We start from the raw sequence: 13,121 nt of genomic DNA on the forward strand, positions 1-13,121 counted from the left end.
CGTATGGCCCAGCACAGCTCCACCCCGTTCCCGCTCGTGATCGTGGGCAGCGGCCCCGCCGGGGTCAGCGCGGCCCGCGCCTACCTGGACGCGGACGGCCCCGGGCCCGTCTTGATGCTCACCTCGGACGCCGACCACCCGTACGAGCGCCCGCCCCTGTCCAAGGAGGTGCTGCGCGGCATGGCGGCCCCCGAGGGCACGCCGATCGCCGGGGAGGAGCTGCCGGACGGCGTCGAGCTGCGCCGCGGCACCACCGTCACCGGCGCGGACCTCGCCGCGCGGACGCTGCGGGCCGGCGAGGAGCCGGTCCGCTTCGAGCGCCTGATCCTCGCCCTCGGCGCGCACCCGAAGCCCCTGCCCGTCGCGGACGACGACGCCGAGGTGCACCTGCTGCGCTCTCTCGACCACGCCCGCCGCCTGGTGGCCTCCGCCGGGCACGCGCGCTCCGCCGTCGTGATCGGCTCGGGGTTCATCGGCTGCGAGGCGGCCGCGTCCCTGGCCCTGCGCGACGTGGCCACCACGCTGGTCACCCCGGACGAGGTGCCGCAGCAGAAGCGGCTCGGCCGCGAGGCGGGCGAGCGGATTGCGCGGTGGCTGGTCGGCGCCGGCGTCGAGCTGCGCACCGGCGTGCGGGTGGGGCAGGTGCGCGCCCCGCGCACCGTCCACCTCGACGACGGCGCCACGCTCGCCCCGGACCTGATCCTCGCCGCGGTGGGGGTCGAGCCCGGCGGCGGCTGGCTCGAGGACTCCGAGCTGACCGTGCACGAGGGGCGGATCGTGGCGGACGAGCACCTGCAGGCGGCCCCGGGCGTGTGGGTGGCCGGGGACGTGGCCCGCGCCCACCACGCCGTGGCCGGCCGGCCGATCCCCGTGGAGCACTGGGGCGACGCCCTGGGCATGGGCGAGGTCGCCGGGCACAACGCGGCCCGCACCGAGGTGAGCGTCCCGGACGGCGCCGGCCAGGCCTCCGCGCAGGCCCACGCGGCGACGGCGGACCCGGAGTCGCTGCGGCGGTGGGAGGCCGTGCCCGGGTTCTGGAGCACCATCGGCGAGCACACGCTCAAGCACGCCGCGTGGGGCGACGGCCACGAGCAGGCCCGCATGGTGGAGCGCACCGGCGGGTTCACTCTCTGGTACACGGACGCGCAGGACCGCGTGGTGGGCGTGCTGACCTACAACGCGGACGAGGACTACGAGCGCGGGCGGGAGCTGGTGGCGGGCCGGGATGCCGTGGGCGAAGGCCGGGGCCGTCCCGACCCTGCATGACAGACTGAGGGGATGACCACCCCGACCCCCGGCGCCGGCTCCCCGGGCAGCGGTGTGGCCGGGGGCGTGCTGGCCGCGGTGGGGGCGCTGGCCCTGATCGCGACCGTCCTGGCGCTGGTCCTCGCGTTCGGTCCGGCCGGCCGGGACGACGCCGGCGCGGGCGCCGAGCGGCGGCGCTGGAACGGCGGCTTCACCCCCGCCCCGCCCACGGTGAACACGCAGGGGTACGCCGAGCCCGTGCAGGGCCGCGTGACCTCCCGCTTCGGGCCCCGCCCCAACCCGTTCGGCGAGGGCGTGGTGCCCTCGGGGGTGTCCGAGGAGGCCCTGACCCGCCACGACGGCGTGGACCTCGGCGGGGTGCCGGAGGGCACGCCCTTCCACTCGGTGTCCGACGGCCGGGTCCTGTTCGTGGAGGCCGGAGGGGACGCGGGCGGCAACCTGCTCGCCGTGGACGCCGGGGACGGCCACGTGTGGCGCTACCTGCACGCCGCCCCGGACTCCACCGTGGTGGACGCGGGCCAGCGCGTCTCCGCCGGGGACCACCTGGCCGGCGTCGGGCAGACCGGCGCCGCCACCGGCGTGCACCTGCACCTGGAGCTGCGCGTGGACGGCGAGCCGGTGGACCCGGAGGCCTACCTGGCCGAGCGGGGCGTGGAGCTCGGCGGCTCCTACCCGGAGCGGCGCCGCGGCCTCAGCCGGTGACCGGGCCGCCGCCGTCGTCCACGGACCCGGCCCAGCGGACCTCCCCGTCCACGACCTCGTCCGTCGGCGCCAGGCCGATCGCCTGGGCGACCCGCTGGGAGGCCGTGTGCTCGGGGTGGACGTCCGCCACGAGGCGCCGCACCCCCCGGTCCCGCAGCTCGCCCTTGAGGAGGCCGGCGGCCTCCTTCGCCAGCCCGCGGCCCTGCCACGGCGTGCCGATCAGCCAGGCGATCTGCGTGGGTCCCCCGTCCACGGGGATGGTGGCCTGGACGTAGCCGACCGGCCGGCCCTCCGGCTCCAGCACCACGATCCAGTTGGCCCAGTCCTCCGCGCCGTCCTCGGAGCGACCGCGCGTGAAGATGGCGTACCGCTGCCGCAGCTCCTCCTCGCCCGGCGGCGTCCCGCCGGTGTACGTGTACAGGTCCGGGTCGGCGAGGACCGCGGCCATGGCCTCGGCGTCATCCACCCGCAACGGGCGCAGGGAGAGGGAATGCGGCATGGGCACAGTCGACCAGCCCGGCCCCGCGCAGACAAGAGGCGGGGCGCATCCGCCCGCCGCGCTAGCCTGGGCGCATGCCGCCCGCCCCCACCGCCCGTCTGCGCTTCCGCGAGATGGCCGACGCCGACCTCGACCACCTGGCCGGCCTCCTCGCCGATCCCGTGGTGATGCGCTTCTACCCCGCCCCGCGCACGCGCGCGGAGGCGGCGGCGTGGATCGCGGGCAACCGGCGCAGGACGGGCACGGGCTGTGGATCATCGAGACCCACGACGACGCCGGGCCCGGCTTCGTCGGGGACTGCGGCCTGACCTGGCAGGAGGTCGACGGGGAGCCTCGCCTGGAGGTCGGCTACCACGTGCGGTCCGACCTGTGGGGGCGCGGTTACATGACCGAGGCGGCCGCCGCCTGCCGGGACCACGCCCGGGACGTGCTGGGGCACCACGAGCTCGTGGCGATCATCCACCCGGAGAACACGGCCTCGCGGCGGGTGGCCGAGCGGATCGGGATGACCGTGGTGGGCGAGGACCGCACCGGCGCGCCCGAGGCCCGGGCGGCCCTGGGGATCGAGTCGCGGACCGTGCTGGGGATGGCGCTGCGGCCGGGCGCCTGAGGCCCGGGCCGTCCGCCTCAGCCCCGTCCGCTCACTTGGCGTGGCGGGCGAGCAGCTCGCGGGCGGCGTCCAGGCCGCCGGCCTCGACGTCGTAGGAGCCGGTGGACGCGTGGTGGGCCTCGACCGCGTCGGTGATCCGGTAGTGGTCCGGGTTGCCGGGCGGGTCGGAGGTCTCCAGCACGCGGATCAGGTAGGTCTCGCCGGCGGCCAGGGCCTGGCGGTCGTCGCGCTCGTGATGGGTCATGACGTCCTCTCGGGTCGGCGCCCGGCGGGTCTGTCCCACCGGGGCGTGCGCACCAGGGTGGCGCATCGACGGCGTCGGGGCCCAGCCCTGCCCGGCCGGCTCAGCGGTTGCCGGGGTGCTGCGGGTCGGCCGGGATGCCGCGGCTCAGGGGCTCCACGGGCGGGCCGCTCGTCTCCGGGGTCACGGGCGAGCCGGTGCGGGAGCCGCCGACCTCCGGGGTGTCCGGCACCTGATCGCCGGAGGGCTGGGCGCCGGAGCGCAGCGCCTCGAGCCGCGTCTCGAGGACCTGCACCACGGGCAGGCGGTCGCCGTGGGCGCGCTCGTAGGCGAGCAGCTGCTCCACCTGCGACTCGTCGAGGCCGGTGATCCGGGTCGGCAGCGTGCCGTTGGGGATGTGGTCGTAGTCCGGCAGGGGGAGCTCGTCGCGGTTCGGGGCGTTCGTCATGGCACTGTCCCTCTTCTCTCGTCGGGGTCCCTCGTCGGGATGCGTGGTCCACCCACGCTAGTGAAGGCCCCCGTCAGACGGCACCCCCTGCCGCCCCGCTCAGCCCACCCCGTCCCGCCGCGCCCGCAGCACGATCTCCAGGTCGAACCGCGCGTCGGGGTCCTCGAGGGCCTCCCCGAACAGCTCGCGCAGCCGGCCCACCCGGTACCCCACGGTCTGGGGGTGCACGCCGAGCTCCGCGGCGATCGGCGCCCGCTGGCCCCAGTGCGTGAGCCAGGCGAGCAGGGTCTCCTCCAGCACCGCCCGCTTCGCCTCGCTCACCTCGTCCAAGGGCGCCAGCACGCGTTCGGCCAGCTGCGTCACGACGCGCGGCTCGGCCCCCAGCACCACACGCGCCAGGTGGTCCGCGGCGAGGATCGGGGACGGGGCGCCGTCGTCGTCGTCCTCCCCCGGCGCGGGCTCCGCCGTCCGGCCCGCCGCCTCCTGGACGGCCAGCGTGCGGGCCACGCGGTAGGAGTGGGGCACGAGCGGCCAGTCCACGGCCGGCCCGACGACGGCGGCCGTCCCCGCCAGCAGGCGCAGCATGCGCTCGCGGCGGCCCTGGGAGGGGGTCGCGTCGATCACGGCGACCACCTCCGAGTCCCGCTCCACCACGAGCCCGGCGCGGCCCAGCCTCTCCCGGACGGCGACGCCGGCGTCCGCGGGCAGCACCACCACGGCGAGCCGGCGAGGCAGCCGCCAGTCCGCGAGCGCGGCCAGGCGCTGCACCTCCTTCTCGTCGGTGCCGCCGCGGACCAGGGCGGTCGCGAGGGCGGCGCGGTGCAGCTCGAGCACGCCGGCCTGCGCGGACTGCGCCTCCGCGTACGCCTGGGCGCTGACGGAGGAGAGCTCGTCGATGTACGCCCAGATGGACTCGCCCAGCTCGATCACCACGGACATCTCCAGGCCCAGGCGCGCGCACTCGGCGGAGAGCTCGCGGAACACGATCCGCGCGGAGGTGCGGTACGCGCCGAGCAGGGCGTCCATGGAGCGCCCCTCGCGGAACTCGCCGGCCCCCAGGCGGGCCATGAGGACGCGGGACTCGCTGTTCAGGGCCGGGCGGGTGGTGCCGGGCAGGCTCATCAGCTGCTCGAGGGCGGTGGTCACGCCGGCGGTGAGGTTCTTGCCGTAGTGGCCGTCGCGCGCCGCCGCGTAGGCGGGGATCTGGTCCGGGACCGTCTCGATGATGCGCTCCATGATCCCGGGGATCGCCGGGGCCAGGCGCTCCGCGAGGTCGTCCGGGAGGGACTGCCAGGGCGGGCGCCAGTCGGGGGCGGGGGTGGTCTGCGTCACACTCAATCTTGTCTCCTCGCGATGAAGTGATGGCCCAGATCGTACGCTGAAGACGAAGAACTGCGGCATGCCGAGCCATAGACTGGAGCCATGGTCGGCCGATCTCTGTTCTCCCGTCCGGCGTCGACGCTCCTGCACCCGCTCACCCCGCAGGACGTCCTCAGCCTGCTCGACCCCGTGCACTCCTCGCGGCAGCTGCGCGGCGTGGTCACCTCCGTGACGCGCGAGACGCCCGGCACCGCCACCATCGCCTTCCGCCCGGGCCCGGGCTGGCGGGCCCACGACGCCGGCCAGTGGGCCCGCATCGGGGTGGACGTGGACGGCGTGCGCCAGTGGCGCTCCTACTCGCTCTCCGCTCCCGCGGGCGCCGACCCCGAGATCACGGTGTCCGACATCGGCCTCGTCTCCGGCACGCTCGTGCGCCGCACGAAGCCCGGCGACGTCCTGTTCCTCGACGTCCCCGAGGGCGACTTCACCCTCCCGGACGAGCCGCGCGCCCTGCTGATGCTCACGGCCGGCTCGGGCCTGACCCCGGTGATGTCCATGATCCGCACGCTCGTGCCGGCCCGCGCGGACGCCGACGTCGTGCTCATCCATTCCTCCCGCACCCCCGAGGACGCCCTGTTCCGCGAGGAGCTCGCCGAGCTGGCCGACCAGTTCCCGGGCCTGCGCGTGGTGCACCGCCACACCGCGGACGAGGGCCGCCTGGACCTGTCCTCCCTCGCCGAGCTCGAGGACCTGTGCCCCGACTGGCGCGACCGGGCCGCCTACGCGTGCGGCCCCGCCGAGTTCCTCGACGACGCCGAGGACCTCTGGCGGCGCGAGGCCGGCGAGGACCTGCGCATCGAGCGCTTCCGTGCGGACTTCGCGGCGGGCGTGGCCGGCGCGGGCGGCCGCGTGGTGTTCGAGCACGCCGACGCCGAGGCCGACGCCCCCGGTGACGTGCCGCTGCTGATCGTGGCCGAGGAGGCCGGCGTCGCCGCCCCGTCCGGCTGCCGCATGGGCATCTGCCACGCCTGCCTGACCCCCTGCGCTCCGGCCAGGTCACCGACCTGCGCTCCGGCGAAGTCCACGGCGAGCCCGGCGAGCTGATCCAGACCTGCGTGAGCGCCGCCGCCGGACCCGTGAGCCTCGACCTCTGACCTCCCGCGCCCCGCGTTCCGGCCGACCGGACCGCGCCCCCGACCTTCCTCCCGCCTCCCGATCCCGAAGGAGCACCTCATGACACAGACCCTCCCGACCACCGATCGCCCCGGCGCCACCGCCCCGGACGACCTGCGCCTGGCCATCCCGGGCACCACGGTGCGCGGCCGCACCGCGCGCGTCCTGCCCGCGGACTCCCCCGCCGACGCCGCCACCGCCGACGTCGCCCCCAGACCCCCGACGCCGCCACCCGCCCGGCCGCGAACGCGAAGCCGGGCCTGCTGGGCGAGGTCGGCAGCCCGGCCGTGCGCCCCCCGGGCGCCGCGCACCTGACGGACGAGCAGGTGGCCGAGCTCGGCCGCGAGCTCGACGCCATCCGCGACGACGTCCTCTCCCGCCGCGGCGCCTCCGACGCCGCCTACATCCGCCGCGTCATCCGCCTGCAGCGCTGGCTCGAGATCGGCGGCCGCGCCGCCCTGCTGAACGCCAAGCACCCGGCCGCGTTCGTGGCCGGCACCGCGATGCTCACGGTCGCGAAGATCGTGGAGAACATGGAGATCGGGCACAACGTGCTCCACGGCCAGTGGGACTGGATGCGCGACCCGGACATCCACTCCACCACGTGGGAGTGGGACTTCGTGACGCCGTCGCGGGCGTGGCAGAACACCCACAACGACCTGCACCACCGCTGGACCAACGTGGTGGGCAAGGACCGCGACGTGGGCTACAACGTGCTGCGCATGGACGAGTCCGAGCCGTGGCGGCCCCGGCACCTGCTCAACCCCGTGATCAACGCGGGGCTGGCGCCGATCTTCGAGTGGGGCATCGCGCTCTACGACCTCGAGCTGGACCGGGTGCGCACCGGCGAGAAGTCCCGCGAGGAGCTGATGACGGATCTGCGCTCCGTGGGCGTCAAGGCCGCACGGCAGTTCGCGAAGGACTACGTGGCCACGCCGGCGGTCGCCGAGGTGCTGACGGGCTCGGGCAAGGCTGCGCTCGTGGGCACGCTGCTGGCCAACGGCCTGCGCAACATCTGGGCGCACTCGGTCATCTTCTGCGGGCACTTCCCGGAGGGTGCGGAGACGTTCTCCGAGGAGATGGTGGACGGCGAGACCCGCGGCGACTGGTACGTGCGGCAGATGATCGGCTCCGCGAACATCTCCGGTTCGAAGCTGATGCACTTCATGACCGGCAACCTCTCCCACCAGGTGGAGCACCACCTGTTCCCGGACCTGCCGTCCAGCCGGTACGCCGAGGTGGCGCCCAAGGTCCGCGAGATCTGCGCCCGCTACGGCCTGCCGTACACGACCGGCCCGCTGCTGCGGCAGGTGGGCTCCGCGTGGAAGAAGGTGTTCCGGCTGGCGCTGCCGTGAGGCGGGAGGGGCGGGCGCCCCTCCCACCGCCGTCGTCGGCTCAGCCCTTCACGCCGCCGGCCGTGAGGCCGGAGACGATGTACCGCTGCAGGAACAGGAACAGCGCCATCACGGGCAGGGCCGCCAGCACGGCGCCGGCCGCGAACACGCCCCAGTTCTCGGAGCGGGTCTCCGAGACGTAGCCGTAGAGGCCCACCGCGAGCGTCTGCGCGGACGGGTCCGTGAGCACTACGGAGGCGATCACGAACTCCGAGACCGTGGTGATGAAGGACAGCAGGGCCACCACCGCGAGGATGGGGGTCACCAGGCGCAGGATGATCGAGAAGAAGATCCGCGCGTGCGAGGCGCCGTCGAGCTTGGCAGCCTCGTCCAGCGACGGCGGGATGGTGTTGAAGAACCCGTACATCAGGTACGTGTTCACCCCGAGCGCGCCGCCCAGATACACGAGGATGAGGCCGAGCTGCGAGCCGATGCCCAGGACGGGCACCAGGTTGCCGATGTAGGTCAGCAGCAGGAAGATCGCCACCACCGCGAGCAGCTGCGGGAACATCTGCACCAGCAGCAGCGTCAGCAGCCCCACGCGGCGGCCCGTGAACCGCATCCGGGAGAACGCGTAGGCGGCCAGGGCACCGAGGAACACCGTCATCACGGACGTGATGACGCCGATGACCATCGTGTTGAGGAACCAGCGGCCGAAGGGCCGGTTCGGGTTGCTGAACAGGTCCACGTAGTTCTGGCCGCTGAACGAGGAGAACAGCCGGTTCGAGCTCGCCATCGTGCCAGTCGGGTCGAGCGACGCGGACAGCACGTACAGCAGCGGGAACAGTGCGAACGCGCTGGCCAGCACGCCCACCGCGTGGCGCCAGCCCAGCTCCCGCATCCAGCGGCCGAACGAGCGGCGGCGTCGTGGCGGGGCCGGGTCCTCCTCCCAGCGCAGCGGGTCCGTCTCCTGCTGCGCCAGGGCGGCGGCGAGGGGCGAGGTCGGGGCGTCCGGCCGGGGCCGTCCGGAATCCTGGGGGATGCTCACTTGTCGATCTCCTCGAGCGCCTTGGTCTGCCGGAAGCTGATCGCCGAGATGGTCGCCACGATCAGGAAGATCACGATGGACAGGGCGGAGGCCAGGCCGTAGTCGCGCCCCACCCCGCTGAACGCCGTCTTGTAGACGACCGTGATCAGCAGGTCCGTGGCGCCGATGTTCGAGCCCGCGTCCGGGAATCGCGGTCCGCCGCCGGTCAGCATGTAGATGATGTTGAAGTTGTTGAAGTTGAACGCGAACGAGGAGATCAGCAGCGGTGCCACCGAGACCAGCAGCAGGGGCAGCTTGATGGAGCGGAAGATGCGCCACGGGCCGGCGCCGTCCATGCGGGCCGCCTCGTCCACGTCCTCGGGCAGGGACTGCAGGGCGCCCGTGGTCACCAGGAACATGTAGGGGAAGCCCAGCCACAGGTTCACCACGAGCACCGAGAGCCGGGCCAGCCACGGGTCGGTGAGCCACGGGATGTCCGCGCCGCCGAAGAACACGGTGTTGACGAAGCCGAACTCCGGGTTGAGCAGGCCGGCCCACACGAGGCCGGACAGGAACGCCGGGAACGCGTACGGCAGGATCATCATCACCCGGTAGACCTTCTTGCCGCGCATGTCCGAACGGTTGAAGGCGATCGCCAGCAGCAGCCCGACGGCGAACGTCGTGGCCACGCTCAGGAACGCGAAGGCGAAGGTCCACACGGTGACCCGCAGGAGCGGGTCGCGCAGCTCGGGGTCGGTGAACGCGCGCGTGAAGTTGTCCAGGCCGACGAACACCCGCCAGCCGGTCTGCAGCGTGCTGCCGTCGTCCGCCTGGAACTGGCCCTCGCCGTTGTCCCGGTACTCCACGCCGCTCTCGAGGTCCGTGAAGGTGTCCCGGGCCTCGTCGTACTCCAGACGCGGCGCGTACACGTACCCGCGGGAGCCGTCGCGCGTCTCCAGGGTGCCGTCCGCGGCGTCGTCGCTCAGCGGGACCTTCAGGCGGGCGACCTGGTCCTGACGCTGCAGCAGGTCGCCGAACCGCAGGGTGGTGTATCCCTCCACCCCCACCGGCTGTCCGTCCTGCATCTGGGCCTCGACCGGCTCCAGCTCCTGGTCCGCGCCGCCGAGGACGGGCTCCCCGTCCCGCAGGGTCAGCAGGTAGAGGTCGCCGCCCTCCTCCAGCACCGTGATGTCGTACACCGGGGAGTCCGGCACGCGGATGGAGGAGGAGCGCTGGATGATCTCGATCGCCGCGGCCTTGTCCGAGTTGTGCCCGGCACCGTAGTTCGTGAAGGCGACGTAGGAGGAGTAGACCACCACGAACACCTGGAACAGCATCAGGAAGATCAGGCCGGGGGCGAGGTACTTGGCCGGCAGGCCGCCGCGGCGCAGGTAGATCCAGTTGATGCCGATCGTGACGGCCAGGGTCAGCGTGAACACCACCCAGTCCCCCGCGGCCGCGAGCTGGAACAGCAGGAACGCCGCGAAGGCGTCCACGAGGCCCAGCAGGACGATCTTGGCCAGCGTGCCACCGAGGCCGTCGGTACCCCGGGCGTCCGCACGACGACGGCGGCCCGGGCCGGTGCGGCGCGCGGCGTCGTCGAGGGCGGCGGTGGCGGCGTCGGACCGGTCCGACGCGGTGGAAGACGGGCTCATAGTTCCTCATCCGGCCCGAGGGCCTGCCGTGGAAGGGGGGTGCGCCCCGAGGGCGCGGGGCCACGGTCCGCCTCCGGCGTCCCCGCGGGGACGCCGGAGGCGGACCGCGCCGGATCACTGGCCGATGCGGCCCTCGATGTCGGAGATCATCTTCTGCCAGGTCTGGACCGGGTCGCCCTCGCCCTTGATGATGCTCATCTCGGCGCCGCCCCAGAACTCGAACACCGCGCCCATCTCGGGGGCCGCCGGCATGGGGACGCCGTTCTCGCCGATCTCGCCGAACGCCTTCACGGTCTCGTCCGAGGCCGCCTTGTCGAAGGAGGCGGTCAGCGCCGGGGGACGCTTGCCCTCGGCGTAGAGCGCGTCCTGGGCCGCCTCGGTGGAGAGGTAGTTGACCACGAACTCGTTCGCGGCCAGCTGGTTCTCGGACTCCGAGGAGACGAAGAAGGCATTGACGCCCACGAACGGCTGCGCCGGCTGGTCGCCCATGGACGGGATGGCCTCGACCTCGAAGTCGACGCCGGCCGCCTCGGCCTCCTCGACGTTCCACGGGCCGGTGACGAAGTAGGCCGCGTTGCCGGAGTTGAACTGCTCCTTGGCGATGTCCGCGGTCATGTTCGGGTTCAGCACCCCGGACTCGCCGTACTCGGCCAGCTTCTCGGCGAAGGCCTCACCCTCCGCCCCGCCCATGGCCAGCGAGCCGGTGTCGTACGAGCCGTCCTCGGCCTGCTTGAACACGGGGGCGCCCATGGAGGTCTGGAACGGGTACAGGTGGTACGGGTCGCCGTTGACGGGGTCGAGGCCCACCACGAACGGGTACTCGGCCTCGCCGGCGTCGACGGCCTTCCGGCCCTCCGCGATCATCTCGTCGAAGGAGGCCGGGGTGGACTCGGCCAGCTCGGTGTTGCGCAGGACGGCGATGTTCTCCACGGAGTACGGCACGCCCCAGGTCTGGCCCTCATAGGTGACGGCCTGCACGGAGGACTCCACGAAGTCGCCAGCTCTCTCGCCCAGCTCAAGGGGCTCGATGGTGCCGTTCTGCACGAGCGAGCCGATCCAGTCGTGGGCGCCGACGATCACGTCCGGGCCCTCGCCCGTGGGGTTCTGGGTGATGAAGTCGTCCTTCATCGTGGAGTTGTCCTTGACCACGAGCTCCACCGTGATCCCGGTGTCCTCCTTGAAGTCCTCCGCCACGGCCTGCAGCGGCTCCTGGCGGTTCTGGTCCACCCACATGGTGATGGTGGTGGCGCCGGCCTCGGAGAGGTCCTGGCTCGGGGACGCGGCGGCCGTGCCCTGCTCGGTGGCGCCGGCCGGGGAGGAGGACGCCGGGGCGGAGGAGCCGCCGCCGCACGCGGTGAGCGCGAGGGCGGAGAACGCCGCGGTGAGGGTCAGGCTGAGCGGGCGGCGGAGGAGGCCGGTCGTCGTCGACTGCATGGTGTGCCTTTCACGAGGGGTGGCGGCCCGCGGCATGCGCCGGCCGTTGCGTCGCCGACGTGGGCTCCGCGGTGAGACGGCGCCTGCCCCCGGCGGCTGAAGGAGTCAGTCCCCAGGAGTGTAAACGCTTCCACTGTGATGTGCCACACAGACGTGCACTCCCGCATGAACACGGCCATGCGGGAGTGAGGGCGGCGGTCAAGACCGGCTGAAACGGGAATGGAAGCGCTTCCACCACCGCGCCTGCCGTGCCGTACTCTGGTGCCACGCATCGACCCCCGGCCCGCCGCCGTCGTGCACCCGCCCCGCCGCAGAACCCCACGAACCGGGAGGAGGACCGCCGATGGTCGGCATCAAGGACGTCGCCCGCATGGCCGGGGTCTCCACCGCCACCGCCTCCCGTGCCCTCACCGGCTCCGGCCCCGTGGCGGTCGCCACGCGCACCCGAGTCCAGGAGGCCGTCGCCACGCTCGGCTACGTGGCGGACTCCGCCGCTTCTTCGCTCGCCTCGGGCCGCACCCGCAACATCGGGCTGGTGACCCCCTCCGTCCACCGGTGGTTCTTCGCCGCCGTGCTCGAGGGCGCCGCGGACGAGCTCGTGCGACACGGGTACGACCTCACGCTCTACGACGTCGGCCAGGACCCGGAGCGTCGGTCCACGGTCATCTCAGACCTGCTGCCTCGACGGCGGCTGGACGCCCTGATCACCCTCTCGTTCCGGCTGAGCATGTTCGAGCTCGCCGGACTCGAACGCCTCGACCTGCCCGTGATCGCCGTCGGCGGCCGCCTGCCGGCGGGTGAGACCCTGCCGGACTGGTTCACCGCCGTCCAGGTGGACCACGCCCGCGCCGCACGGATGGCCACCGAGCACCTGCTGGAGCTCGGACACCGGGACATCGCCTACGTGGGCCGCGTGGACGAGGACATCGAGTTCCAGGTCAGCACCGAGCGCACCCGCGGGTTCCTGCACGCCCTCGCCGCCACCGGGGTGCGCACGCCGGCCGACTGGATGGTGCCCGCGGACTTCACCATCGGCGGCACCTACCACCAGGCGCGCGCCCTCCTCGCCGACCCGCGGCGCCGGCCGACGGCGGTCATGTGCATCTCGGACGAGATGGCCATGGGCACCTGGATGGCAGCCCACTCCCTGGGGCTGCGTGTGCCCGAGGACGTGTCCGTGATGGGCCTGGACGGCCACCCCGAGGCCGCCCGCCTGGGCATCAGCACCGTGGACCAGAACCCGCTCGAGCAGGGCCGCCGCGCCGTCCGCCTGGCGCTCGGCGCCCTCGACGGCGCCGCCCACCCCCACCGGATCATGCACCACCTGGCCCTGCGGCCGAGAGCGAGCACCGCGCCGCCGTAGACCGTCAGCTCCGACCCTCACCCACCCCTCTCCTTCACCTTGGATCGTC

At 73.6% G+C, this 13,121-nt stretch carries 10 protein-coding genes and 3 pseudogenes; 6 read left to right on the plus strand and 7 right to left on the minus strand.

The features are described 5' to 3' along the window. Window positions 1-3: 3 nt before the first annotated feature. Together MF605_RS00205 and MF605_RS00210 are read left to right on the plus strand one after the other, a co-directional pair. Window positions 4-1,266, plus strand: coding sequence for an NAD(P)/FAD-dependent oxidoreductase (locus MF605_RS00205; protein ID WP_095353531.1), 1,263 nt, complete (start codon window positions 4-6; stop codon window positions 1,264-1,266). 12 nt (window positions 1,267-1,278) lie between these two features. Continuing rightward, on the plus strand, window positions 1,279-1,968 hold the full coding sequence (locus MF605_RS00210) for a M23 family metallopeptidase (RefSeq protein WP_020624712.1): 690 nt from the start codon (window positions 1,279-1,281) through the stop codon (window positions 1,966-1,968). On the opposite strand, the gene MF605_RS00215 is transcribed toward MF605_RS00210, so the two are convergent. Next, on the minus strand, window positions 1,958-2,467 hold the full coding sequence (locus tag MF605_RS00215; protein ID WP_098094037.1) for a GNAT family N-acetyltransferase: 510 nt from the start codon (window positions 2,465-2,467) through the stop codon (window positions 1,958-1,960). The two genes, MF605_RS00210 and MF605_RS00215, sit on opposite strands and share 11 nt — an antisense overlap. 74 nt (window positions 2,468-2,541) lie before the next feature. Here MF605_RS00215 and MF605_RS00220 point away from each other — a divergent pair. Next, window positions 2,542-3,077 (plus strand): annotated as a pseudogene (locus MF605_RS00220) (GNAT family N-acetyltransferase). Window positions 3,078-3,108: 31 nt separating this feature from the next. Here MF605_RS00220 and MF605_RS00225 read toward each other — a convergent pair. The 3 genes from MF605_RS00225 to MF605_RS00235 form a co-directional block, all read right to left on the minus strand. Beyond that, window positions 3,109-3,321: a hypothetical protein gene (locus MF605_RS00225; RefSeq protein ID WP_098094033.1), complete on the minus strand. Its 213-nt coding sequence runs from the start codon at window positions 3,319-3,321 to the stop codon at window positions 3,109-3,111. Window positions 3,322-3,421: 100 nt separating this feature from the next. Next, on the minus strand, window positions 3,422-3,766 hold the full coding sequence (locus tag MF605_RS00230) for a DUF8129 domain-containing protein (RefSeq protein WP_010079880.1): 345 nt from the start codon (window positions 3,764-3,766) through the stop codon (window positions 3,422-3,424). Window positions 3,767-3,865: 99 nt separating this feature from the next. After that, window positions 3,866-5,098 (minus strand): PucR family transcriptional regulator, encoded by a 1,233-nt coding sequence (locus MF605_RS00235; protein WP_134416249.1) that lies wholly within the window; start codon window positions 5,096-5,098, stop codon window positions 3,866-3,868. A 90-nt stretch (window positions 5,099-5,188) separates the two neighbouring features. Between MF605_RS00235 and MF605_RS00240 the strand changes: the two are divergent. Both MF605_RS00240 and MF605_RS00245 read left to right on the plus strand, forming a co-directional pair. Next, a pseudogene (locus MF605_RS00240) lies at window positions 5,189-6,240 on the plus strand (ferredoxin reductase). Between the two features lie 79 nt (window positions 6,241-6,319). Next, window positions 6,320-7,614: pseudogene (locus MF605_RS00245) on the plus strand (fatty acid desaturase family protein). A gap of 40 nt (window positions 7,615-7,654) precedes the next feature. Here MF605_RS00245 and MF605_RS00250 read toward each other — a convergent pair. From MF605_RS00250 to MF605_RS00260, 3 genes are all read right to left on the minus strand, one after another. Continuing rightward, complete coding sequence (locus tag MF605_RS00250; protein ID WP_225348928.1) at window positions 7,655-8,551, minus strand: sugar ABC transporter permease; 897 nt, start codon at window positions 8,549-8,551, stop codon at window positions 7,655-7,657. 86 nt (window positions 8,552-8,637) lie between these two features. After that, window positions 8,638-10,275 carry an ABC transporter permease subunit gene (locus MF605_RS00255; RefSeq protein ID WP_134416217.1) on the minus strand — a complete coding sequence of 546 codons (1,638 nt, stop codon included), beginning with the start codon at window positions 10,273-10,275 and terminating at the stop codon, window positions 8,638-8,640. A gap of 114 nt (window positions 10,276-10,389) precedes the next feature. Continuing rightward, window positions 10,390-11,709, minus strand: a complete 1,320-nt coding sequence (locus MF605_RS00260) for a sugar ABC transporter substrate-binding protein (RefSeq protein ID WP_134416215.1) — start codon at window positions 11,707-11,709, stop codon at window positions 10,390-10,392. 343 nt (window positions 11,710-12,052) lie between these two features. Here MF605_RS00260 and MF605_RS00265 point away from each other — a divergent pair, with 343 nt between their 5' ends. Next, on the plus strand, window positions 12,053-13,072 hold the full coding sequence (locus MF605_RS00265; RefSeq protein WP_134416213.1) for a LacI family DNA-binding transcriptional regulator: 1,020 nt from the start codon (window positions 12,053-12,055) through the stop codon (window positions 13,070-13,072). Window positions 13,073-13,121: the final 49 nt, after the last annotated feature.

This window comes from Micrococcus luteus (genome assembly GCF_022664405.1).
Classification (GTDB): Bacteria; Actinomycetota; Actinomycetes; order Actinomycetales; family Micrococcaceae; genus Micrococcus; species Micrococcus luteus.

Coding starts and splice junctions, on each gene's coding strand:
- MF605_RS00225 (WP_098094033.1), bottom strand. CDS start 3,321: ATGACCCATCACGAGCGCGACGACCGCCAGGCCCTGGCCGCCGGCGAG.
- MF605_RS00255 (WP_134416217.1), bottom strand. CDS start 10,275: ATGAGCCCGTCTTCCACCGCGTCGGACCGGTCCGACGCCGCCACCGCC.
- MF605_RS00230 (WP_010079880.1), bottom strand. CDS start 3,766: ATGACGAACGCCCCGAACCGCGACGAGCTCCCCCTGCCGGACTACGAC.
- MF605_RS00265 (WP_134416213.1), top strand. CDS start 12,053: ATGGTCGGCATCAAGGACGTCGCCCGCATGGCCGGGGTCTCCACCGCC.
- MF605_RS00210 (WP_020624712.1), top strand. CDS start 1,279: ATGACCACCCCGACCCCCGGCGCCGGCTCCCCGGGCAGCGGTGTGGCC.
- MF605_RS00260 (WP_134416215.1), bottom strand. CDS start 11,709: ATGCAGTCGACGACGACCGGCCTCCTCCGCCGCCCGCTCAGCCTGACC.
- MF605_RS00205 (WP_095353531.1), top strand. CDS start 4: ATGGCCCAGCACAGCTCCACCCCGTTCCCGCTCGTGATCGTGGGCAGC.
- MF605_RS00215 (WP_098094037.1), bottom strand. CDS start 2,467: ATGCCGCATTCCCTCTCCCTGCGCCCGTTGCGGGTGGATGACGCCGAG.